General features: G+C 46.5%; 21 protein-coding genes. All 21 read left to right on the top strand.

What is annotated here, in order from left to right:
* The first annotated feature begins 19 nt into the window (after nt 1–19).
* The 21 genes from ACR8BL_RS15920 (at nt 20) to ACR8BL_RS15820 (ending at nt 23,680) form a co-directional block, all read left to right on the top strand.
* Nucleotides 20–1,144: an ABC transporter ATP-binding protein gene (locus ACR8BL_RS15920; RefSeq protein ID WP_434748541.1), complete on the top strand. Its 1,125-nt coding sequence runs from the start codon at nt 20–22 to the stop codon at nt 1,142–1,144.
* Nucleotides 1,145–1,546: 402 nt separating this feature from the next.
* The gene (gene hprK, locus ACR8BL_RS15915; protein ID WP_434748540.1) at nt 1,547–2,485 is read left to right on the top strand and encodes an HPr(Ser) kinase/phosphatase; all 939 of its coding nucleotides are present in this window, start codon (nt 1,547–1,549) and stop codon (nt 2,483–2,485) included.
* A 191-nt stretch (nt 2,486–2,676) separates the two neighbouring features.
* Nucleotides 2,677–3,711 carry a prolipoprotein diacylglyceryl transferase gene (gene lgt / locus ACR8BL_RS15910; RefSeq protein WP_434748539.1) on the top strand — a complete coding sequence of 345 codons (1,035 nt, stop codon included), beginning with the start codon at nt 2,677–2,679 and terminating at the stop codon, nt 3,709–3,711.
* 6 nt (nt 3,712–3,717) lie between these two features.
* Nucleotides 3,718–4,374, top strand: coding sequence for a pyrophosphatase PpaX (gene ppaX, locus ACR8BL_RS15905; protein ID WP_434748538.1), 657 nt, complete (start codon nt 3,718–3,720; stop codon nt 4,372–4,374).
* Nucleotides 4,371–4,913 carry an acyltransferase gene (locus tag ACR8BL_RS15900; RefSeq protein WP_434748537.1) on the top strand — a complete coding sequence of 181 codons (543 nt, stop codon included), beginning with the start codon at nt 4,371–4,373 and terminating at the stop codon, nt 4,911–4,913. The genes ppaX and ACR8BL_RS15900 overlap by 4 nt, the downstream gene beginning before the upstream one ends.
* A 572-nt stretch (nt 4,914–5,485) precedes the next feature.
* Nucleotides 5,486–6,685, top strand: coding sequence for an ATP phosphoribosyltransferase regulatory subunit (locus ACR8BL_RS15895; RefSeq protein ID WP_434748536.1), 1,200 nt, complete (start codon nt 5,486–5,488; stop codon nt 6,683–6,685).
* 1 nt (nt 6,686) lies between these two features.
* Complete coding sequence (gene hisG, locus ACR8BL_RS15890) at nt 6,687–7,346, top strand: ATP phosphoribosyltransferase (protein ID WP_434748535.1); 660 nt, start codon at nt 6,687–6,689, stop codon at nt 7,344–7,346.
* 142 nt (nt 7,347–7,488) lie between these two features.
* Entirely contained in the window at nt 7,489–8,793 is a 1,305-nt protein-coding gene (hisD, locus tag ACR8BL_RS15885; protein WP_434748534.1) for a histidinol dehydrogenase, read from the top strand.
* Nucleotides 8,786–9,427, top strand: coding sequence for an imidazoleglycerol-phosphate dehydratase HisB (hisB, locus tag ACR8BL_RS15880; RefSeq protein ID WP_434748533.1), 642 nt, complete (start codon nt 8,786–8,788; stop codon nt 9,425–9,427). The genes hisD and hisB overlap by 8 nt, the downstream gene beginning before the upstream one ends.
* Before the next feature lie 3 nt (nt 9,428–9,430).
* A complete protein-coding gene (gene hisH, locus ACR8BL_RS15875; RefSeq protein ID WP_434748532.1) occupies nt 9,431–10,045 on the top strand; it encodes an imidazole glycerol phosphate synthase subunit HisH in 615 nt (204 codons plus the stop codon).
* Between the two features lie 27 nt (nt 10,046–10,072).
* Nucleotides 10,073–10,807, top strand: coding sequence for a 1-(5-phosphoribosyl)-5-[(5-phosphoribosylamino)methylideneamino]imidazole-4-carboxamide isomerase (hisA, locus tag ACR8BL_RS15870; RefSeq protein ID WP_434748531.1), 735 nt, complete (start codon nt 10,073–10,075; stop codon nt 10,805–10,807).
* Nucleotides 10,808–10,837: 30 nt separating this feature from the next.
* Nucleotides 10,838–11,599, top strand: a complete 762-nt coding sequence (gene hisF / locus ACR8BL_RS15865; protein WP_253498773.1) for an imidazole glycerol phosphate synthase subunit HisF — start codon at nt 10,838–10,840, stop codon at nt 11,597–11,599.
* Nucleotides 11,592–12,338 (top strand): bifunctional phosphoribosyl-AMP cyclohydrolase/phosphoribosyl-ATP diphosphatase HisIE, encoded by a 747-nt coding sequence (hisIE, locus tag ACR8BL_RS15860; protein WP_434748530.1) that lies wholly within the window; start codon nt 11,592–11,594, stop codon nt 12,336–12,338. The genes hisF and hisIE overlap by 8 nt, the downstream gene beginning before the upstream one ends.
* A 14-nt stretch (nt 12,339–12,352) precedes the next feature.
* Complete coding sequence (gene hisJ / locus ACR8BL_RS15855; protein WP_434748529.1) at nt 12,353–13,192, top strand: histidinol-phosphatase HisJ; 840 nt, start codon at nt 12,353–12,355, stop codon at nt 13,190–13,192.
* Nucleotides 13,193–13,281: 89 nt separating this feature from the next.
* Nucleotides 13,282–14,229: a ribose-phosphate diphosphokinase gene (locus ACR8BL_RS15850; protein WP_434748528.1), complete on the top strand. Its 948-nt coding sequence runs from the start codon at nt 13,282–13,284 to the stop codon at nt 14,227–14,229.
* Nucleotides 14,230–14,491: 262 nt separating this feature from the next.
* Nucleotides 14,492–16,753: a helix-turn-helix domain-containing protein gene (locus tag ACR8BL_RS15845; protein WP_434748527.1), complete on the top strand. Its 2,262-nt coding sequence runs from the start codon at nt 14,492–14,494 to the stop codon at nt 16,751–16,753.
* Nucleotides 16,754–17,250: 497 nt separating this feature from the next.
* Nucleotides 17,251–18,837 (top strand): extracellular solute-binding protein, encoded by a 1,587-nt coding sequence (locus tag ACR8BL_RS15840; RefSeq protein WP_434748526.1) that lies wholly within the window; start codon nt 17,251–17,253, stop codon nt 18,835–18,837.
* Between the two features lie 105 nt (nt 18,838–18,942).
* Nucleotides 18,943–19,839 (top strand): ABC transporter permease, encoded by an 897-nt coding sequence (locus ACR8BL_RS15835; protein WP_434748525.1) that lies wholly within the window; start codon nt 18,943–18,945, stop codon nt 19,837–19,839.
* A gap of 78 nt (nt 19,840–19,917) precedes the next feature.
* Entirely contained in the window at nt 19,918–20,790 is an 873-nt protein-coding gene (locus tag ACR8BL_RS15830) for a carbohydrate ABC transporter permease (RefSeq protein ID WP_434748524.1), read from the top strand.
* A 55-nt stretch (nt 20,791–20,845) separates the two neighbouring features.
* On the top strand, nt 20,846–21,799 hold the full coding sequence (locus ACR8BL_RS15825) for a sugar phosphate isomerase/epimerase family protein (protein WP_434748523.1): 954 nt from the start codon (nt 20,846–20,848) through the stop codon (nt 21,797–21,799).
* A 135-nt stretch (nt 21,800–21,934) separates the two neighbouring features.
* Nucleotides 21,935–23,680, top strand: a complete 1,746-nt coding sequence (locus ACR8BL_RS15820; protein ID WP_434748522.1) for a hypothetical protein — start codon at nt 21,935–21,937, stop codon at nt 23,678–23,680.
* Nucleotides 23,681–23,713 lie beyond the last annotated feature (33 nt).

The raw sequence follows: 23,713 nt of genomic DNA, 5'->3' as shown, positions 1-23,713 counted from the left end.
CTCTGAGGAGGCAACAATCATGGCAGGAGTACGTTTAGAGCATATTTTCAAAAAATACCCGGGTTCTGATAAAGCAACTGTAGTTGACATTAACCTGGACATTAAAGATAAAGAATTTCTGGTACTGGTAGGTCCGTCCGGTTGTGGTAAATCAACAACACTGCGTATGATCGCAGGCCTTGAGGAAATTTCTGAAGGTAAACTCTATATCGGTGACCGTGTCGTTAATGATGTTGCACCTAAAGACCGCGATATCGCGATGGTATTCCAATCCTATGCCTTGTATCCGCATATGAGCGTATATCAAAACATGGCGTTTGGTTTGAAATTGCGTAAGGTTAAGAAAGACGAGATCGACAAACGTGTACGTGAAGCAGCTAAAATCCTCGACATCGAGCACTTGCTTGAGCGTAAGCCTAAAGCATTGTCCGGTGGTCAACGTCAACGTGTCGCTTTGGGACGTGCGATTGTCCGTGACCCACAAGTCTTCTTGATGGATGAGCCTCTTTCCAACTTGGATGCTAAACTCCGTGGACAGATGCGTGCGGAAATCACTAAACTTGCTAAACGTTTGGAAACAACTGTTATCTACGTAACGCATGACCAGATCGAAGCAATGACGATGGGTGACCGGATCGTAGTTATGAAGGATGGTATCATCCAACAGGCTGCTTCTCCAGAAGAGCTTTATAACCACCCGGCTAACCTGTTCGTAGCTGGTTTCATCGGTTCCCCGACAATGAACTTCATCTCGGGTAAACTGGCTGAGCAAGGTGCAAGTCTTCACTTCGTAGCTCCTGGTGTGGACGTTGAAATCCCACAAGGTAAAGCACAAGTGCTGAAATCTAGAGGATACATTGGTAAAGAAGTGATTCTGGGTGTTCGTCCAGAAGACATTCACGAAGAGCCGGTATTCCTGGAAGCATCCCCGAACTCTGTATTCTCTACTCACGTAGATGTAACAGAGAACCTGGGTCACGAAATGCTCCTCTACTTGAGCGGTGTAGGTAACGATACTACAATCGCACGTGTAGACGGACGTTCCAACACTCGTGATGGTTCAACAGTTAAAATGGCCATTGACATGAACAAAGTTCATATCTTTGACAAAGAATCCGAAGTTAACGTACTTCTTCAAGACTAATCCTACTGAAGATCCTCGGTAACGATGGAATCTGGAAGTAACGCAATTATATAATGTAAATCGAGCCCCTTCCGTTTTTGCAGGAAGGGGCTTTTTTCAAGATTATTGAACGCATAAATATTTCAGTGGAGAAGCGGGTTCAGTACCGTTTTTCATCACAAGGTGTTTATTAATGAAAAGCAAGGATAGCGTGGAGTCTGCGATTGCATTCGATCCAAAATTCATTTAAGATTATTTGAAGGTCTGTCCTTAAAATGCTGTACGTTGGAGCATAAAAGATCAACATCTTAAAGACGAAACGACCTGATTATGAGTTCTGTTGTGAATACGCTAATAATGGAAAGAAATGATACACGAATTGAGGTACATAGAGGCACAGCGAATGCTGAAAGGAAGAGACAAATGGCGAAAAAAGTGAAAGTATCCGAATTGGTACAACAGTTTCAGATGGAAGTGGTTTCGGGGTCTCAGGGACTAAAGAGATTCATCACAGTAGATGATCTTAACCGTCCTGGACTGGAGATGGCCGGTTACTTTGAATATCACCCAAAAGAACGGGTACAACTGCTGGGAAGAACAGAGCTGGCCTTTTTTGCAATGCTGCCTGAACAAGATCGTCGTGAACGTATGCAACGTCTTTGTACAGAGGAGACACCTTGTATTGTAGTGACACGCGGACTGGAAGTTCCACAGGAACTGATTGATATCAGTGAAGAGCAGAATCTGGCTGTACTCCGCAGCAACATGGCAACAACCATTCTTTCCAGCCGTATTACTGGCTTTCTAGAAGGTAAGCTTGCACCAACAGCTACTATTCACGGTGTATTGTGTGATGTGTATGGTGTAGGTATGTTGATCACAGGCAGCAGTGGTATTGGTAAAAGTGAAACCGCTCTTGAACTTGTAAAACGCGGTCACCGCTTGATTGCCGATGACGCTGTGGAAATCCGCCAAACGTCCGACTTTCAACTTCACGGCACGGCACCGGAATTAATCCGTCACCTGCTTGAAATCCGAGGTGTCGGTATTATCAACGTAATGACTTTGTTTGGTGCGGGAGCTGTACGTAATAATAAACGAATCACATTGGTTGTTCGTCTTGAAGCATGGCAGCAGGATAAACAGTATGACCGTCTCGGACTCGATGAAGAGACCACACGTATTATCGATACCGATGTACCTCTGGTTACCATTCCGGTTCGTCCTGGACGAAATCTAGCTGTAATTATTGAAGTGGCTGGTATGAACTATCGTTTGAAACAGATGGGACTTAATGCTGCACTCCAATTTACGAACAAGCTGACAGCAACCATCTCAGAAGATATGGAAGATATGGACTAAGATGAACGAAGAAAGGTTGCACGGATCAGCTGGAATAGCAGGGTAGGAAAAACCAGGCAACGGGCTTTAAATATAAAGTTTAAAGTTTTCATGAAGCATGACACTTGGCGGTCTGCGCACTTCTAACATGAAGGTTGTTGCAGGCTCCAACGGGCATGCTTACAGATGTGAATTGATAGGAGTGTGAATGAATGGATACATTATTACTGTTGAACCCCATCGCGTTTTCTATTGGCGCATTAAAGGTTCACTGGTATGGGCTTATTCTGGGGACTGCGGCGCTTTTGGGTCTGCTGCTTGTCATTCGGGAGGGCAAGAGATTTAATATCCCGCAAGAAGTGTTCATGGATATGGTTTTGTTAGGTGTACCTTCTGCAATTATTGGAGCCCGGATCTATTACGTGGCATTTAAGTGGGAAGATTATAAGGGCAACTTCTGGGATGTCTTTAAAATATGGAATGGCGGTATTGCGATCTACGGCGCACTGATTGGTGCCATTATATGTGCAGTCATTTTCTTCCGTCGTAAAGGATATAACTTCTGGCGTATGGCGGACATCTGTGCACCTGGACTGATTGTAGGACAGATGATTGGACGTTGGGGTAACTTTGTCAACCAAGAGGCGTATGGTGGTCCAGTAGAGGAATCATTTTTGAGAGACAAGTTGCACTTGCCAGACTTTATTGTAAATCAAATGAACGTAGAGGGTGTATTTCATCATCCGGCCTTTCTGTATGAATCCGTATGGAGCTTTGCAGGGTTGATCCTGTTGCTGGTGCTCCGTCGTCAAAAGTTCATGCGTGCAGGCGAAATGTTCATGTCTTATTTCATCTGGTATTCCATTGGACGATTCTTCATTGAAGCTGTGCGTACGGATAGTCTGGCATTCCAGGCTCCGGAATGGGTCGCTTCATTCGTGAACGGATTATGGTCTCCAATGACTGCATTGGGATTCGAACAAGGATATTTAGATCCGGCGTACGGTAACGTGCGAATTTCACAGTTGCTTGCGATTGGCATTATCGTTGTCGCTATCGTTTTCATTGTCGTAAGAAGAGTAACGGGAAAAGCAGATGCACGATACAGTGATCCGATCGTCTCATCAAAAGTTGCTGTAGATGACATTGGATATACGGCAACAGTAACTGGTGAAGAGGAGAAGGTAACAACCACACCAAGCTCAACTCAAGATGATTCGAAGCAAGTTGAAGATAAAAAGGAGTAATGCAACGTGATTAACACGGTACTGTTCGATCTGGATGGAACGATTATTGATACCAATGAGCTAATTATCAATTCCTTTCTGCATGTAATGCAAGGCTGGAATCATGCTGCCCCATGGACAAGGGAACAGATTATTCCGCATATGGGAGGCACATTGGAGCAACAAATGCGAACCTTTTCAGGTCAGGAAGAGGTATCGGAGTACGTCAAAGGTTATCGGGCTTATAATGATATTCATCATGAAGCGATGGTTAGACCTTTTCCCCACGTAATCGAGGTGGTTGAAGCTTTGGATCGTGCAGGTATTACGATGGGTGTGGTGACTACCAAAATTCGTCCTTCTACATTAAAGGTGCTGGAGCGCTTTGATTTACTTAAATATATGAAGTCCATTGTGACTGTGACGGATGTAACTCATCCTAAACCTCATGCAGAACCGGTGCAGAAAGCGATGGCAGAGCTGGGGTCTAACCCTGCGCATACATTGATGGTGGGTGACAGTCCTGTGGATATTCAATCGGCACAAAATGCAGGGGCTCTCTCCGCTGGTGTAGCCTGGTCGCTTAAAGGCGAGCAAGTGCTGAGCGGGTATAAGCCGGATTATATTTTGCATGATATGAGAGATTTGCTGAATATGGTTCTTGCAGGAACAGGTCGTTCATGAGAAAAGTAACCCGCTATCCGGTGGATAGCCAAAATGCACTTTGGCATATCTACAAGACAGTGAGTCCGTGGAAGGGCGTTCATAATTTTATCTGGATTCAGTTGTCACGGTACTGCCCTGTTTTGCCTCTCAAGAACTGGATTTATCGGCGAATGCTCGGTATGAAGGTAGGGAAACATACGGCCTTTGGCCTGATGGTGATGGTGGATGTATTTTTTCCGGAAAAAATAACGATTGGTGAAAACTCGGTGATTGGTTACAATACCACGATTCTGGCTCACGAGTATCTTATTAAGGAGTACAGACTTGGTGAAGTTATTATCGGAGATAATGTACTGATTGGAGCGAATGCAACGATTCTTCCAGGGATAACGATCGGGGATGGAGCGGTAGTTGCTGCCGGAGCCGTGGTGCATAAGGATGTTGCTCCAGGGGCTTTTGTTGGAGGAAATCCTTTGCGTGATTTGTCACGTTCGGCAGAACCGACGGAAGAAATGGTGTTCAAAACGGATGAACCCTCTCAGCGCAAGCTGCATTAAGTGAAGAAGTCATCACGTTTGCGAGTTTAAGGGATACAAAAGAGGATGTATGAAGTGATACAGGTGATACATGAATCGTTTTATGAACGAATGCATGGAGGGAAGAGCTGCTGAGGGCAGCTTTTTTCGTATACAAAACTTGAATTGAAGCCAACGATAAGGGGCCGTAAGATATGAACAGGACAAGGTTGCCTAGCCTAGTTAGGTCATCAAGAGCAGTCATAGCCTAAGTTTGTTGACGATACAACGGAATCCATGTTATCATATCCCATATCCTTTAGTTTGTTAGCACTTTACCATGTGAAAGCAATTGAGACTAAAGATGACCCACGAGTAGTATAGCAGGGTCACTTGTGAGCGTATAAGTTGAATCTATCATGGAGAGTTGTAGGTTTTACATTGAGTTAAGGTTACAAACATAGAACGGGGATTTGTCATACATAAATCCTGTTGAGATAGAGCTTTTAAAAGGTAAAGCTGTTATATAACTTCTGTCATCAAAGTGAGTATGTAAATATCTTTAGTCAACTTATATAACAATCCAAATTCTTGACTCGGGGTGAATTATATCCATGTCTAAACCAAAAGGCTTTGAAAAACCAACGGGCTTCCGTGACTATACACCACATGTGGTATCCAAGCTGCGTAAGATTGAACGAAATGTACTGGAGTGCATGGAGCGCTGGGGTTATCGCCAGATCATAACTCCAACGATTGAATATTACGACACGGTAGGAGTGGCTAGCTCTACATCGGATCGCAAATTGTTTAAATTGTTGAACAGCCGGGGTACGACACTGGTTCTGCGTTCTGATCTGACGGCTCCGATTGCACGTGTAGTATCATCGATGCTCAAAGATGAGGCGTTGCCGCTGCGTCTGTCCTATCATGCGAATGTATTTCGTTCCATTGAAGAGGAAGCCGGGCGTGAGGCTGAATTTTTCCAAACAGGTGTTGAACTTGTGGGGGACGATTCGCCTGAGGCAGATGCTGAAGTGGTTGCACTTGCAATTGCCTCTTTACAGGCCGCGGGTGTGTCTTCTTTTAAGATAGCGATGGGGCATATGGGCTTTTTGAATGGACTGCTGGAAGAAGTAATTCCAGGTCAGACGGTGGAGCAGGAGCAATTGAAGGAAGGTTTGCTTGGACGTGATTACGTGGGCTACCGCCAATCCATTGAAGCTTTGAGCCTGGAATCTAAGCAGAAACAGCAGCTTGAAGCGATTTTACGTCTGCGTGGCGGGAAAGAAATCTGCACACATGCGAGCGAACTTAGCTCAAGTGTTGAAGCTGCACAATCCATTGCACATCTGTGTGCAGTATTTGAAGTGTTGGAGGCTTACGGTGTCTCCGAGCATGTGCTGATTGATCTGACGATGATCGGGGATTTCTCCTATTATACAGGCATGACGTTTGAAGGATACGCAGCAGAGCTGGGATCACCGGTATGTAGTGGCGGACGATATGATAATCTGTTGCAGCAGTTCGGACGTGCACTTCCGGCTACCGGATTTGCATTAAAAACAAACCGGATTATTGATGGTGTCCATGGCATTACTATTGAAGAGAAGAAAACGATACGTATTGAATATAGCCCGGATCGCCGTGCCCAGGCATTGACCGAAGCAGCGAGATTGCGCAGTTTGGGTCAAAACGTAGTTACATCTCTACTTGCTGATAAAAAGGAAGAGACGACGCCTGTAACGAGCGAAACAACTGCGGGGCTGGATGAACAGGTCATAATCTATAGATCGCAAAAAGGAGGACACTGAGATGTCGGATATTCTGAAGGTGGCAATGCCCAAAGGCCGCATCTATAAAAAGGCCTCCAAATTGTTCCGCGAGGCAGGTCTGGATATTCCAGAGGACGTGGATGATACACGCAAACTGGTCATTGAGGTACCAGAAGCCGGGATGGAGTTCATTATGGCCAAACCTGTGGATGTGCCAACGTACGTGGAGTATGGTGTTGCCGATATCGGTATTGTTGGGAAAGACGTATTGCTGGAAGAGGATCGGGATGTGTATGAACTGCTGAATCTGGGCATTGCGCAGTGCCGTATGTCGGTGATTGGGCTACCGGACTGGAAGGCAGGTATCCAGCAGCGAGTGGCGACCAAATATCCGCGAATCGCTTCCCAGTACTTCCGTGAGCAAGGGCAGCAGGTTGAGGTTATTAAGCTGAATGGTTCGATCGAGCTTGCTCCCCTGATTGGACTGGCTGATCGAATCGTCGATCTGGTTGAGACCGGGCAGACACTTCGTGAGAATGGACTTGTGGAAATGACGGAAATTCTGAACATTACCAGCCGTCTTATTGCGAATCGAGTTAGTTATCGAATGAAAAATGCCCGGATTCAGGCACTGTGTGATGCACTTCAATTGGTGATTCCTGGCGGGAATGAAGTTTCTGCGGGAAGTTCGAGAAGATAATGAAGAGATTAGTAAAGAATGATAGCGAACATATCCGTGAACAGGGATAATGGATAGTTAAGTACGCAATTACAATGAAGTAGTCAAGTGACGTTGATATATACGCGTTAATAGGAAATAGATACGTAAGGAGGTTGTACGGATGAAGATTGTACCAGCACGGGAATTTGATCTGAAGCGGGAAGTGGAGTACGGCACGCCAGAGCAAAATGAAACGGTACGGCGCATTGTCGGTGACATTCGCCGGGAGGGTGATGCGGCACTGCTGCGTTACACGGAGCAGCTGGACCGCACGAAGCTGACGGCTGCGCAATTGCGCGTGCCGCAGGAGGAGCTCCAGGCGGCGTATGCAGCCGTGGAGCCATCTTTTGTGACGGCGATTCGTCAAGCCGCCGTCAACATTCGTGCGTTTCATGAGAAGCAGAAACGCAATTCGTGGATGGACTGGCAGCCGGATGGCAGTCTGCTCGGCCAGGTTATTCGGCCGCTGAAGCGAGTCGGCGTGTATGTCCCTGGGGGGAAAGCAGCGTATCCATCGTCGGTGCTGATGAATGTGATTCCGGCACAGGTCGCAGGCGTGCCGGAGATTGTGCTTGTCACACCGCCGTCGACAAACGGCGGTGAAGGCATTAATCCGTACATTCTCGTGGCTGCCGCGGAAGCGGGCGTGAACGAGATGTACCGGGTTGGCGGCGCGCAAGCCATCGCCGCCCTTGCTTACGGCACGGAGAGCATTGCCCCGGTCGACAAGATCTGTGGACCGGGAAATATCTACGTGGCGCTCGCGAAGCGCGAGGTATATGGGGCAGTCGATATCGACAGTATCGCCGGCCCGAGTGAGATTGTGGTGCTCGCCGATGATACGGCGAACCCGGTGTATGTCGCCGCGGACTTGTTGTCGCAGGCGGAGCATGACGAGATGGCATCGGCTATTCTCGTCACGAATTCGGCCTCGCTGGCGGAAGCCGTGCAGGCCGAGGTGCAGCGGCAGCTGCATGTGCTGCCGCGGCGCGATATCGCTGCTGCTTCGGTGGAGCAGTATGGCGCGATCATCGTGGTCGATTCCATTAATGAGGGAATCGATATTGTGAACCGGCTTGCACCAGAGCATCTGGAGATTATGGTGCAGGAGCCGATGGCTTACGCTGGCCGGATCGAGAATGCTGGAGCCATCTTCCTCGGGCCGTATAGTTCCGAGCCGGTGGGTGATTATTTCGCTGGGCCGAATCACATTATTCCAACGAACGGAACCGCCCGGTTCAGTTCACCGGTGGACGTGGATGATTTTATCAAAAAATCAAGCTTGATATATTATAGTAAAGAAGCATTGCTGCAGAACGGAGCAGCCATTATTGAATTAGCTCGTCATGAGGGGTTAGAAGGACATGCTCGTGCAATCGCTGTACGTTTAGAACAGGAAGGTAAGGTGGAATCGGACAATGGATAACCAGAATAAGAATGCAGACCAAGGTGTGGAGCTTCAACATAAAGGTACAGTTCGCCAGGCAGAGGTCGACCGCAAAACGAACGAAACCAATATTCAGCTATCATTCAACGTAGATGGCACAGGACAATCCAATATTGAAACGGATGTGCCGTTTCTGAACCATATGCTTGATCTGTTCACCAAGCACGGCCAGTTTGATCTGAACGTACAGGCTCGCGGAGACATTGATATCGATGATCACCACACGGTTGAAGATATCGGCATTTGTCTGGGACAGACACTATATCAAGCGCTGGGTGACAAACGCGGCATTAAGCGTTATGCTAGCGTATTTGTACCGATGGACGAAGCGCTCGCTCAGGTTATCATCGATGTGAGCAACCGTCCGCACTTTGAATACCGTGCTGAGTATCCTTCACAACAAGTAGGAAGTTTTTCGACTGAGCTGGTGCATGAATTTCTGTGGAAACTGGCACTCGAAGCGCGGATTACGCTGCATGTCATTGTGCACTACGGTCAAAACACACATCATATGATCGAAGCCGTCTTCAAGGCTCTCGGACGTGCGCTGGATGAGGCGACGATGATTGATCCACGAGTAACAGGTGTGCCTTCCACGAAGGGAGTGCTGTAGGCGATGGCGATTGCAATTGTCGATTACGGTATGGGTAACCTGCACAGCGTCGGCAAAGCGGTCGAACGTCTTGGCTATGAGGCGCTGGTTACGGGTGACCGGGAAGCTATTCTAGCAGCAGATGGTGTTATTTTGCCGGGGGTTGGTGCCTTTGGTGATGCAATGGTGCATTTGCGGGAAACAGGTCTGGATGCAGTCGTTAAAGAAGCCGCTGCTGGAACAAAACCGCTTCTTGGCATCTGTCTGGGCATGCAGCTGTTGTTCAGCTCCAGTGAGGAGCACGGCGAACATGAGGGACTGGACATTTTACCGGGAAAAGTGGTGCGCTTCGCACCAGGTGAACTGAAGGTTCCGCATATGGGATGGAACCGTTTAGAATTTCTACACCCCGAAAATTCGCTCTTCGCGGGTTTGGACGCAGGTCATGTATATTTTGTGCACTCGTATCATGCGCTTACGGAGAATAAAGGAGATCTGCTGGCCGTTACGGATTACGGACATCCGGTTACAGCGATTGTGGGCAGGGGATCAAACTTCGGCATGCAGTTCCATCCCGAGAAGAGTGGGGAACTTGGCATGAAGCTGCTTGGCAATTTTCTGTCTTTGACTGAATCTTAAATCTAATCCATACTCAGGAGGCTTTGTATGTCATCTTTTATCCTATATCCGGCGATTGATATCCGGGACGGCAAATGTGTAAGACTGGTGCAAGGAGATTATAATCAAGAGACAGTATACAACGAAGATCCGGTTCAGGTTGCAGTTGAATGGGAGAAGCAGGGCGGTACATATGTTCATCTGGTGGATCTGGATGGTGCAAAAGCGGGACACCCGGTCAACGATGAGCTGATTGGACGTATTGCGTCCGCAGTGAATGTACCTGTGCAGGTAGGCGGCGGGCTCCGTACGGTAGCAGATGTAGAACGTTTGTTAGGGCTGGGTGTGAGCCGATTGATTATTGGCACAGCGGCGATTGAGGATCGTGCTTTTACGGAAGAAGTATTAGGACGTTATGGAGATAAAGTGGCAATTGGTATTGATGCGCGCAATGGATATGTTGCAACCCGCGGATGGCTTGAAACTTCTGAAGTACAGGCTGAAGTGCTGGCGAAGGAACTCGCTGCTTATGGAGCAGAAACGTTTATCTTTACGGATATTTCCCGTGACGGCATGATGCAGGGGCCTAATGTTGAGGCGATTGTGTCTCTTGCCAAAGCGAGCGGACGAACAGTCATTGCATCTGGTGGTGTCAGTGTGATGGATGATCTGCTTCGCTTGAGTCGTCATGCAGCCGATGGTGTTGGCGGGGCAATCGTGGGTAAGGCCTTGTACACAGGCAGTATTGATCTGGCTGAAGCGGTACGTTTGGTGAACAAATAACGGATTATCGGTTAGAGAGGAAGAGGCAACATGCTGGCAAAAAGAATCATTCCCTGTCTGGACGTGAAGGACGGCCGGGTTGTTAAAGGCGTGAACTTCGTCAATCTCCGCGATGCGGGTGACCCGGTAGAGCTGGCGGCCCTGTATGACCGCGAGGGCGCGGATGAACTCGTATTTCTCGATATCTCCGCCTCGGTGGAAGGACGCGAAACGATGGAGGAAGTCGTAAGGCAGACGGCAGGTGAGATTGCCATTCCGTTTACGGTAGGTGGCGGGATCTCCAAAGTGGAGGACATGAAGCGTATTTTACGTGCAGGCGCGGATAAAATTGCAGTCAATACAGCGGCAGTACTTAATCCACAGATCATTGCGGATGGCGCACGCCGCTTTGGCTCGCAATGTATCGTGGTTGCTATAGATGCCAAGTATAACGAGGCTTGGGGGGAGTGGGAAGTATACACCCATGGCGGACGGAAACCATCGGGCATTAAAGCATTGGAGTGGGTTAAACAAGCCGAGGAGCTGGGCGCGGGCGAAATTTTGCTAACCAGTATGGACGCTGATGGCACCAAGGACGGTTTTGATCTGAAGCTGACCGCAGCCGTGTCCGAATCGGTAAGCATTCCGGTTATTGCATCAGGTGGTGCAGGTAAGGAGTCTCACTTTTACGATGTATTCACAACAGGCAAAGCGGATGCGGGTCTGGCCGCAACGATTTTCCATTACAAAGAGATTGCTGTACCGGCACTAAAACAACAATTAAGAGAACAAGGGGTGGAAATCCGTGACTAAAGTAAGCGATGAGATCAAGGAACAACTCTCCTTGGAGCAGGTTGTGGAGCACATCCGCTGGGATGAAGGGTTGGTTCCTGCGATTGTGCAGGATGTGGATACCCGTGAAGTGTTAATGATGGCTTATATGAATCGTGAATCTCTGAAGCTGTCGCTGGAATCCGGAGAAACCTGGTTCTGGTCACGTTCACGTCAGGAGCTCTGGAATAAAGGAGCTACATCGGGCAATGTACAGAAGATCGTTTCTTTGAAGTATGACTGTGACGGCGATACGCTGCTGGTTGAGGTTAAACCGAAGGGACCAGCTTGTCATACAGGTGCGGTAACATGTTTCCACAATGAAATTATGGGTTTACCAGCAAATAGAGCGGAACAAGATACCAAAGAAGAAGCGAGAAGCACAGCAGCATCAAGCACGAGCTCTTCAACTGATGCTGAGAGCCGCTTTGAGGTACTGGCTGAACTGGAATCTGTCATTGCGGAGCGTGAACGCGAGCGTCCGGAAGGCGCATATACCACGTATCTATTCGATAAAGGCGTCGATAAGATCCTGAAGAAGATCGGTGAGGAAGCTTCCGAGACAATTATTGCCGCGAAAAATAAAGACAACGACGAGCTTCGTCTCGAAGTCAGTGACCTGATGTACCACTTGCTCGTGTTGCTGCAAGAGCGCAAGCTGCCGCTGGATGACATCATGTCCGAGCTAAGTCGCCGTCACGAACGGCCGCGCCGCGATTAGGAGGCGAAAGCTAAATGCGTATAGACTACCATACCCATCATGAACGCTGCGGGCATGCCGTTGGCCAGCTTGAAGAATATGTGCAGCGCGGGATCGAGATCGGCCTATCCCAGATTGGCTTATCGGATCATATGCCGCTGCTGCATGTTGATCCAGCAGCGTATTATCCGGAGATGGCTATGCCTATGGATGAATTGCCTCGATATGTTGAGGAATGTTTCTCCTTGAAGGAGAAGTACCGAGGACAGATTGATGTCCGTGTAGGCCTCGAAGGTGATTATATTGAAGGCTGGGAAACAGAGATTGGCTCCATAATTGAGCGTTATCCATGGGATTACGTCATTGGTTCAGTACATTTCCTGGGGGAATGGGATATTACCGATTTTCGGCAGACTCACCATTGGGAAGGTAAGGATGTCCTTGGAGTATATCGTCAGTATTATGATGCAGTAAGTAAAGCAGCCGCAACAGGTATGTATGACATTATAGGGCACTCGGATGTGATCAAACGTTTTGGTTATGTGCCATCACCTGATCAGACCGAGGAACGTATTGCACTGGAGAATGCGGCCTTGCAAGCCATTGCAAAAAGCGGCTGCGCTATGGAGCTGAATGCGTCAGGCCTATCCAAGCCTTGTGCGGAGATGTTTCCGAGTCGGAGAATGCTAACTGAGGCGCTTCGTTTGGACATTCCTCTTACAATGGGGTCGGATGCACATGATCCCATGAAGTTAGGTGACTATTTGCCTGAGGCGGAGGCGCTTTTACATGAACTCGGCTGTGAGCAAGTTGCTGTGTTTGAAAGCCGTCAGCGTACGTTCATTCCTTTAAATGTAGACAGCAGTGGAGTATAATAGGGGAAAGTGAACCTTTTATACAAGTTGAATTGTTCAACTTAACTATACAAGGGAATATGATAGGGGATACCCCTCGGGAGGGCATTATGCAGCATTCGTTACGTATTTTTTCCGGTTCATCTAACCCTAAGCTTGCAGAACAGGTATGCGATAAGCTGGGAGTACAACTGGGCAAGATTAAGCTGTCCCGGTTCAAGAGCGGAGAAATATACGTTCATTACGAAGAATCGATCCGCAATTGTGATGTATTTTTAATACAGTCTTTGTCTCATCCCATTAATGAGCTGTTTGTCGAACTGCTTGTTATGATTGATGCGGCAAAACGAGCTTCTGCACGTACAGTGAACATTATTGTTCCGTATTATGGTTATGCTCGTCAGGAGCGGAAGTCGGCTCCGCGTGAGCCAATCTCGGCCAAGATGGTAGCCGACGTATTAACGACAGCCGGAGCGAACCGGGTCGTTACGATTGATCTGCATGCAGCAGCTATTCAGGGCTTCTTCAACATTCCGGTGGATCACATGACATCACTGGATCTGATCAGTGAGTACCTGCTTAGCAAAGAGATCAAAAATCCGGTGGTCGTTTCTCCTGATGCAGGACGAGCATCCATGGCAGAGAAGCTGGCGAATCGTCTGGATTCTCCTTTTGCGATCATGATCAAGAAACGCCCAAGTCATAACGAATCCATCATTACACATGTGATCGGGGACGTTGAGGGACGAACACCGATCATTATCGAGGATCTGATCGATACAGGTACAACCATTGTGAATGTGGTTGAAGGTTTAAAGGAACGGGGTGCAGAGAACGCATATGTTTGCGCAACTCACGGCTTGTTCTCGGATGGAGCAGTAAGCAAATTAAATCATCCATCGATTACCGAGGTTGTGGTAACAGACTCGATTGCATTGCCGGAGGACCATCCGGACTGTTTTAAAGTATTACCCGTTGCACCTATGCTCTCACGAGCCATCCGCATCATTGTAGATGGCGGTTCCATGGCGACTCTGTTTAAGGATTCCGGTATATAATTTTATGATTAACGGGTGTTTCACAGCCTAATCTGGTTTTACGTTCCGTGTCTGAGTACATTTTTACTCAGCACGGTATTTTTATTTTGACCCCGCTTGTTCAATTCCGTGCTTGGCTGTTTGATCGCTTGTGATATAATAACTATTATTAAGAATGATAGCGTTTTATTATAGATGAATCTGGAATGGTTTTGTTACGGATACTAAACAGTAGAACCACGGCTGTAGGATATTGACATCGTGGAGTGAGGAGTGGGGTCTATTGTCGCGGACTTGGTATTATCGGTTACTCTTTTCGTATTTCCCTATATTTTTCTTTACGATGACGATACTCATTTTTAGTGCTTTTGTCTTCATTAATGATATTTCCAAAGAAGAGACCAGGAAGGCTGATCTAATATCTTCCAGTTATCTTGCGACTACGCTGGATCATACGATTCGGGACATTGAACTGGCTGTGACAGAGAAAGTGCAATACGAGCCGGCGTACAGGCTTTATTTTAACGAAAATAATCCAAACAATTCGGATACGGTATATACCATTGCACAAAACTTACGTGAGATGATGAACTCCTCTTCATGGATTCAATCCATATACCTCTATGACAAGCAGCACCAACGTGTGATAACGGTGAGTGGTTCAAGAGAAGTGGAAAGCTTCGGAGACAAAGAATGGATAAGTCAAACGCTAAAAGGTACTATGGGTCAAGGGTGGCAGCCTGTTCGGGAGATTGAATGGGACGATGTGCAGAAGACACCAGTACAAGTGTTGACCGTCAATAAAGAAATGCCACTGCCTTTTGGCTCAGAAGGTCTATTGGTCATCAATATCAAGATGAGTAGCATCAAGCAGAGCGTGGATGGGATGGTTAATGGAAAGCTCTCTTTCCTGGCGATAACCGACCAAGAGGGCAGGATTATCTATAATGCACATTCTGATAAAGAGAGTGCACTCGAAGGTACCAAGTTAAATGAACTACCTTTGCATCGATTGGGATGGACACTTACTAGTGGCATCAAAGCAGGTAATTTGTTTGGTTGGGTGTCTGTTGTTTCTTATGTCTGGGTAGTCATTGCAGTTTTGACGGTAATCTGTGCAATTATCTATATCGTGTATGTAACCCGGCGGAACTACAAGCCAATTCAAATCATCATGAATCGGATTGAATCTCAACAGATCAAGGCGTTTGAACAGTCCGGTGCTCGTATGGATGAGATGAAAATGATTGACGGTGTGCTTGAAAATCTGATCAATCATATGATGGATTATGATAAAAAGAGCCGGGAAAATGTGCTGATGCAGCGGAGTAAACTGTTTAGCGCTCTGTTACATGGTGACCATGTGGACAATGCCGCAGGACAATTGTATGAGGTATCCCCATTTGATGGGGCTCATGAAGCTTCTCGCTTTATCGTGGTTGTTGGGGATATTAACCGCTATGAGAAGGGGTTTCAGGAGAAATTCACCAGAGGAGAGCAAAATACACTGAAGTTCGCTCTGATGAATGTATTGCAGGAGCTATCTCGAGATACGGAAGTGCAATGCTGGACAGAATGGATCAGTGTAGATCGGATTGCTATTCTTTTCTTTTCGAAGGAAGAAACGCAGCAGGGACAGGATTTAGCCAAACAGATCCGATTGGTTGCTGAGGAATGTAAATCCTGGGTAGAACAGAATCTTCGAATTTCCCTCAGCTTTGGCATTGGACCTGTTGCTGAAGGAATTGGGGCGATCCATCAATCGTTTACAGCCGCTGAAGCAGTGATGCAGCGTAAGCTGCTGATGCATGGTGATGTGGGTGAAGCAGAGACAAGTGAAATGCAGCATCCATTGCTCGAGACCTACACGTATCTGCAAATGATTGCAGACTTTGTCAAACGGTTCAGGATGTCGAGTGGACAGTGGAGAGAGCAATTGGAGGATATTTTTAAGGAGTTTGAGCGAAATAAACTGCCAGATGATGAGATCCGTTCCCTGATTCAGGCGATGCTCCAAATGCTCAGCCGTGAAGTCTCTATGATGTCGGAAGGGTTACAGAAAGAACTGTCTGAGGAAAACATCAACAATTGGCTGAAAGCGATGGAAGAAGCAGAGTCGCTAGAAGATGTTAAGGTGCTGTTGTTCGATAGTCTTACCGATCTGTTCCGGACATACGTTGCTGTTACGGAAACGAAGAGCTATAAAGCTATGGTTAATGAAATGAAAAAATATATCGAGGAACAGTTCACCAATCCAGATTTGTCTCTTAAACATTTGAGTGATCGTTTTCAGATTTCGGGAAAGCACGCCAGCTATCTGTTTAAGACTGAATTTAACATGAAGTTTGTTGACTTTGTGACCGACCTTAGGATGAAAGAAACAGAAAAGTTGTTGCTGGATACAGACCATTCCTTACAGGATATCGCTTTGAAAGTCGGTTATGCAAACGGGATCACACTCGGACGTGTGTTCAAGCGGGTCACAGGGATTACTCCTGGAGATTATCGTCGGATGAAGAAAGACTCAAAGACAGCGGATGAGTGACTTGAGTCAAAATTCTAGGGATTTAAATTGAATGAATGTGTTAGTTTTTCGTACATGATGAAAGAGTTGATTTCTAAAATCAGGGTGAATGATTGCAATGAGTCTCCATAATATATGGAGATATCACATGCAATGGTTCACCTTGTTTTGTTTATTTGACAATGCCAAAAATGAAAGCGCTTGAAAAATTTCAAAATAAACATGATGCTTTCATGATCATGTCAGAAGATGTTCCATCATTACACCGGCATGTTATTTACGAATTTAGTCAGTGTGGGAAAATGGTTTATCTGTACCTTACACATAAAGACGGAGGAAGTACTGCTGAAGCCTGGTACCATAGGGTTTTCGGGCATTATGGCAGTCTGCGAAAATAAGCATAGGAGGCAAACTGAAACTCTTTTATTGATGTACACGATTTTAGTCAGTTGTCTGGGGTCACAATAGTATGGAATACTCAGAGCAAGCTTTAAAACATTCACGTAAAGCCAAAGGGGATGAACAGAATGACAAGAAAAGGGAGTCTAAAGAAGTTAATGGGTTTGGCACTTACAGCAGTAATGGGTGTCTCACTACTTGCGGGGTGCGGATCTTCAGACAACAAATCAGCAGAAGGCGGAGCATCGGGTGATGGAAAACGCGTCACATTAAAGGTGGAGCTTTTCGACCGTGGTAAAACACCTTCCCAGTACACGATTTCAAACAACTTTATCTCTCAAATGATTCAAAAGAACTTTGGTGATCCAAACAACATTGACGTACAATTCGTACCTGTTCAACGTTCTGAGGAAGTAACCAAGCTGAATGTCCTGATGGCCAGTGCTTCGGACGTTCCGGATGTTGTCTTCGTTTATGACTCCAGCGTGTTTTACCGCTATGCACAACAAGGCGGTTTGACAGATGTAGGTGATCTGATTAATCAGTATGGACCGAATCTGAAAAAGTTTTTGGGCGAAGATACATTAAAGTTTGGTCAAGTTGAAGGACAACAGTTCGCCATTCCGGGTAAACGTGCGATTACAGCTCGGTATAGCTCCTTTGTTCGTCAAGATTGGTTAGATAAGCTGGGAATGCCAGCACCTAAAACAACAGATGAGTTGTATAACACCTTGAAAGCATTTAAAGAAAAAGACCCTGGCAAGGTGGGAAGTCAAAACATCCCTATGGGTTTTGCGCTTGCACCAGCTTCCTATGAGCCACTGATCTACTCTTTCATCAAGCCAATCGCTGGGGATAAAACATATTCTCAACGTTATGAATTACCTCTGCATGAAGGATTTAAAGAATCGATGCAGTTCCTGAACAAGCTGTACAACGAAGGCCTGATCAGTAAAGATTTCAGTTTGGATAAGGATAAAACTCAGTTGAATAAAGACGTTGCCAATGGAAATACTGGTTTCTTCTCTGAAGATGTGGACTCCATTTTCTGGCCAGATGGATCTTATGATCTGTTGAAAACAAACAAACCGGACAGCAAATTGGCTCCGCTGGATGCATACACCAATGCAAATGCTGATGGAAAACATATCAAGTCCCGTTATGGATCAAATGGTATGTACATCATGATTCCAAAGAGCAGTGAACGTGCAGCAGAAGCGATTAAATATCTGGATTGGATGGCTTCCGATAAAAACCTTACTGCCATTTATGATGGTGTGGAAGGCGAGAACTATGATCTGGTAGACGGTGTTCCAGTTGCTAAAGCAGACGCTACTCAAGAAGCAAAAGATCGTTTGTTCAACGCAGGTGATACAGCTATCATCTCGAACGGTAAAAACCTGGGTGATCAAGCCTTGAATGAAAAAGCATGGATTATGGGATTCCCTCCAGCCAATCAGGAAATCTTGAAAAAAGCACTTGAAGTTGCAAACACAGATACGGTTGGACCAATTGTCTTCAGTAAGCCAATTCAGGCTGAGATGAAGTACAGTACAGCACTGTCAGACAAATTGGACGTTATTATCGTAAAAACAGCTATGGCAAAACCAGCTGACTTTGACTCAGTCTTTGAAAAAGAAATGGCTGACTTCATGTCCCTGGGTGGAGCAGATCTGAAAAAAGAGCTGGAAGCTGCTGAACAATAAGATCGACATGAAATATATGTAAATTGAAGGGTTTCGATGAGGCCTGTGCCGTCGCTTCTGGGCGGCGGCATAGCGTTTCTTCGTTTGTGAGGAGGAGAGAGAGACATGACCACATACTTGAAGAGATACTGGCAGCTGTATGCGTTAATTTCATTGCCTCTGATTTACTTTATCATTTTCCGTTATGGACCGATGTATGGTGTGCAGATCGCGTTTAAAGACTTCAACTTGTTCCAAGGGATTAACGGTAGTAAGTGGATCGGCTTCGATGCTTTTCGCGAAGTATTCGCAATGCCGGATTTCTACACTACATTACGTAACACATTTATGCTGAATTTTCTTGATCTGATCGTTTCATTCCCTGCTCCAATTATTCTGGCGATTATGCTCTATGAGGTACGATTCAAATGGTTTAAGAAGATCTCACAAACCATTCTGTATATTCCTCACTTTATCTCTTGGGTTATCATCGGGGGGATTGTATACCAGTTGTTTGGTAATCAATCCGGTATGGTAAACGGAATACTGGAGAGTCTAGGCCTGAATTCCATACCATTTTTGACAGAAAAAAATCCATGGCTTGTTACTTACCTGTTTACAGGTGTGTGGCAAAGTGCTGGGTGGGGAACCATTCTATATCTGGCTGCATTAACCGGTGTGAACAAGGAATTGTTCGAAGCAGCTGAGATTGATGGCGCAACGCGGCTGAAGAGAATCTGGCATATTACACTGCCAAGCATTAAACCAACCATTGTAACCTTGCTTATCCTTAATCTTGGAAACATGGTCAGCATCGGTTTTGACCGGCCTTTCGTTATTGGTAATACGGCTGTTCGTGAATATTCCGATGTACTTAGCACCTTCGTATATAGAATGGGTATACAATCCGGGCAGTATACACTTGCAACGGTTGTAGGCTTATTCCAGGCAGTTGTTGGACTGATCTTTGTCCTCGGTTCCAACTATATTTCGAAGAAAACGACGGGAGAAGGTATTCTCTAAACGCTCAAGAGCAATCAGATGTATGCCCTTCGGCTTGTTGTATATATAGACCACCATTAGTAAAGGAGTTGTGTGCAGATGAGTGACCGCACCTCGAACCGTATTTTCGATATTGTAAATGTCACCTTCATTACTTTGTTTGTCATATTCTGTCTTGCTCCGTTTCTACACACCATTGCCATATCCATGAGTTCGAACCGGGCCATTACATCAGGTGAAGTAACGATCTTCCCGAAAGAGTTCACCTGGGATGCATACGGTCAAGTATTTTCAGATAGTTCCATGATTTATTCCCTAGGATTTACAACGATCCTTACGATTATAACGACTTTATGTTGCATGCTGTTTACGATTGCTGCAGCATACCCGCTAACGAAGAAGAAATTAAAAGGCCGTAAGCTGTTTATGTACATCATTATCATCACGATGTTCTTCAGTGGCGGTATTATTCCTGAGTATTTGTTGATTCGTGATCTTCATTTGATAAACTCGGTATGGGCGTTGATCCTACCAGGGCTGGTGAGTCCATTTAACTTGATTATCTTGATTTCCTTCTTCCGCGGGATACCGGATAGTCTGGAAGAGTCTGCCGAGATTGATGGAAGCTCTCATGTCCACACACTCTTTAAAATTATTTTGCCACTGTCTTTGCCCGTAATTGCTACGCTATCTCTGTTCTATGCGGTCGGACGCTGGAATGGCTTCCAGGATTCACTGATGTACATTAACGATCCGAAATTATATCCACTGCAACTGAAGCTTTATCAGATGGTACAGAACAACATGGTAAGTGAGCTTACATTGATGGAGGGTGCAAACCGTACAAGATTAACACCAGAAAGTCTCAAGGCTGCTACGGTTGTCTTTGCAACAGTACCGATCCTGCTTGTATATCCTTGGTTGCAAAAGTATTTTGTTAGTGGCGCAATGCAAGGAGCAGTTAAAGGTTAATTCGTAGTCCCCATACACGCAAACATCACAATCGGGGAAGGAGAAGGAATGTATTATGCAGGGAATTGACAAGGGAGAATACTCATTCTCGACATGCTGGAATATCAGGAGACATCCTGTAGGAGAAGACATGATTCGGGAAATTGCAGGACTCGGCTTTCGCCGGGTGGAGCTTAACTATAATGTGACGAAGGAAATGCTCACTACAATTGAGCCGATGATCGAGCGGGGAGAGATTGGGGTATCCAGTGTGCACAACACATTCCCTCATGATCCTGATCCTGATTACGGGACGGATTCTGTGCTGCTCGGTTTTGAGGATGAAGTCAAGCGAAAACGGGCCATTGATCTGCTTGTCGGATCAGCTGAATATGCGCATCGTTATGGAGGGGAAGCTGTTGTTGTTCACCCAGGTGAAGTGCCTTTCCCGCATGACATCAGCAAGGATCTGGAGAAGTTGTACCGTGAGGAAGGGACGGATTCGCCGCAATATCGCAGCAAATGGGCAGAGTTAATGGAACGGCGCGAAGCTCTGAGTGCAGGCTATATTGAGAAAATTATCATCAGTCTGGATGAGGTTTGCAACCGGGTGGTGTCCAAAGGACTGAATGTCCGTTTTGGGATCGAAACCCGCTCAAGACCACAACAGATTCCCACGCTTGCTGAAGCGAAAACGATCATCCAGGCTCTCAAGGGTGCCCCGGTCGGAATTTGGTACGATACGGGTCATGCGATTATGATGGATCGATTGGGACTATATGATAGTGTAGGCGAGATGCAGGGATTGATGGATGATATCGTTGGCGTTCATATCCATGAAACGCTAGGGCTCTCCGATCATTGGTGCCCGTACGTTCACAGTAAGGATATGCACTTCTATGATGCGTATCTTCCCATGATCCGTAAAGCACAGGTGAAGGTATATGAACTGAAGTCAGCGTGTGAACCGGAAGCGATTCATGAAAGTCATGATCTGCTCATGCAGAAACTTGCGAGTGTAGAAGCATAAATAGGTAGAGTGATAAGATCGGTTGGCTTGGGCTGCAAGAGCGCATAGCCTGCTGATCTTATCTTTATCTTTTGATTAGGACTCTATTTGTATGGATTGAAGGCATTAAATGGATGGATTGAAGGGGGACTGTAGATGTATAGACAATTGGTAGAAAGCAACGACAGAGCCACGGAACGAGGCATAGAGCGGCAGATACTTGACCCGGAAAGTCGTTACTATGGTGGAACAATGGATCCTTTTTCAGGTGTGGCTTGGGTTAATCATACGACGGGAACACCGACGGATATGTGTTTCTGGGGAGCAGCAATTTCTAATCAGGACTCCAAGTATTATCGAGACGAGGACTTGCTGGAAAGATTGCGACTTGCTAGTGAATTTGTGCTGTGTCACCAGCACAGTGACGGATCGATATCACCCGGCTGGACCAACTATCATTCCCCGCCAGACACTGCGTTTGTTGTTGTAGGGTATTCGCAGTTATATCAACTCTTGAATCAACAGGATTGGGCTCCACTGAAGCCTGTACTGGATAATATGCGGTTGTTTCTGGAACGGACGATCCCAGTGATGTTAACAGGAGGCTGTCATACACCAAATCATCGTTGGGTTTTATGTGCCGCACTTGGTTTTCTACATGAAATTTTCGGAATAGAGGAAGCAGTACAACGCGCGGAGCAATGGCTGGCGGAAGGCATTGATATTACCCCGGATGGAGAGTGGACCGAACGCAGCAACGGGATCTACAATGCGGTGAGTGATATTATGCTGATTCATGCAGCCCGTTTGTTAAACCGCCCTGAATTGTTGGAGCCAGTACGTCTGAACCTTCGGATGATGGTATATCTGGTACACCCTACAGGTGAAATTGTCACCGATTATTCAGGTCGCCAGGATCTGGGCAGTATACATGGCTTGTCTTCCTACTATCTGCCTTACGCAATGATGGCCAAACTGGATACAGATCCGCTCTTTGCAGGTATGGCGGCATGGGCAGCGAGCGATTTGACAGATCCAGGCGTGTGCTCGGTGAATGCTCTCGTACGATTGTTACTTGAGCCTGAGCTTCAGCAGACTAGCGGAACAACGGATGCAATTCCGGATCACTATGAAGTTATGCTGAATGAGCATTTTGTACGGGAAAGTTACGTGAGCCAGATGGAGAACGTAGGTCATTATGGACGAATCTCGCATAGCCGTATGCACACGGATTTTGGTGCCCCTGTTGCCCGAATTCGTGCTGGAGAGACTAGCGTAACCGTCATGACGGAGGTGCCGTCAATTTTTGCACTTCGTCACGGCAAGGTACGCCTGCTGGGAGTTCAATTGGCTTCATATTTCAACCCTGGATATGTACCGATGCAAAGTATGACTCGTCTCCCTCAGGGGTATCACCTGACCGGGGAACAGAAGAAGGGGTATTACGGTCCTGTTCCTTCGGCTGATCTACCAGCATCAGCTTCTTCATCGATCAGCCCGTGGTATTTGCTGCCGCATCAGAGCCGGGCACTCACACATGAGCAGACGTTCCGTGTTGGTGCGGAAGTACTGCAGACCGCGAACGGATGGACGATGCATCTGACCGGAGAGGAACCACAGGATATCATGATGCAGTTATCCTTTGTATTTGGAAGTGAAGGAGAGCTTAGCTGTGAGGATGGTATAGAAACCAGTGATGGAAGCATTCTGTGGAAAAGCGGCAAGTTGCGTTACAGCTGCGGGGAAGACTGGCTTGAAATTAATGGGGGCGAGATGGGACATCTGGCGGCAAATGTTCGTGAAGCTAAGACGCCCGAGAATTGCAAGATTGTACTGGTTAATTTCATGACTCCCTTTGATAAAACGCTAGATATAATGCTTTCACCGTCACTGACGAAATAAACGGTTAAACTCCATTTCTCTAAGTACAAGTAA

The organism is Paenibacillus amylolyticus (assembly GCF_051136285.1).
Classification (GTDB): domain Bacteria; phylum Bacillota; class Bacilli; order Paenibacillales; family Paenibacillaceae; genus Paenibacillus; species Paenibacillus amylolyticus_F.
This window is presented reverse-complemented; position numbering and strand designations above follow the sequence as displayed.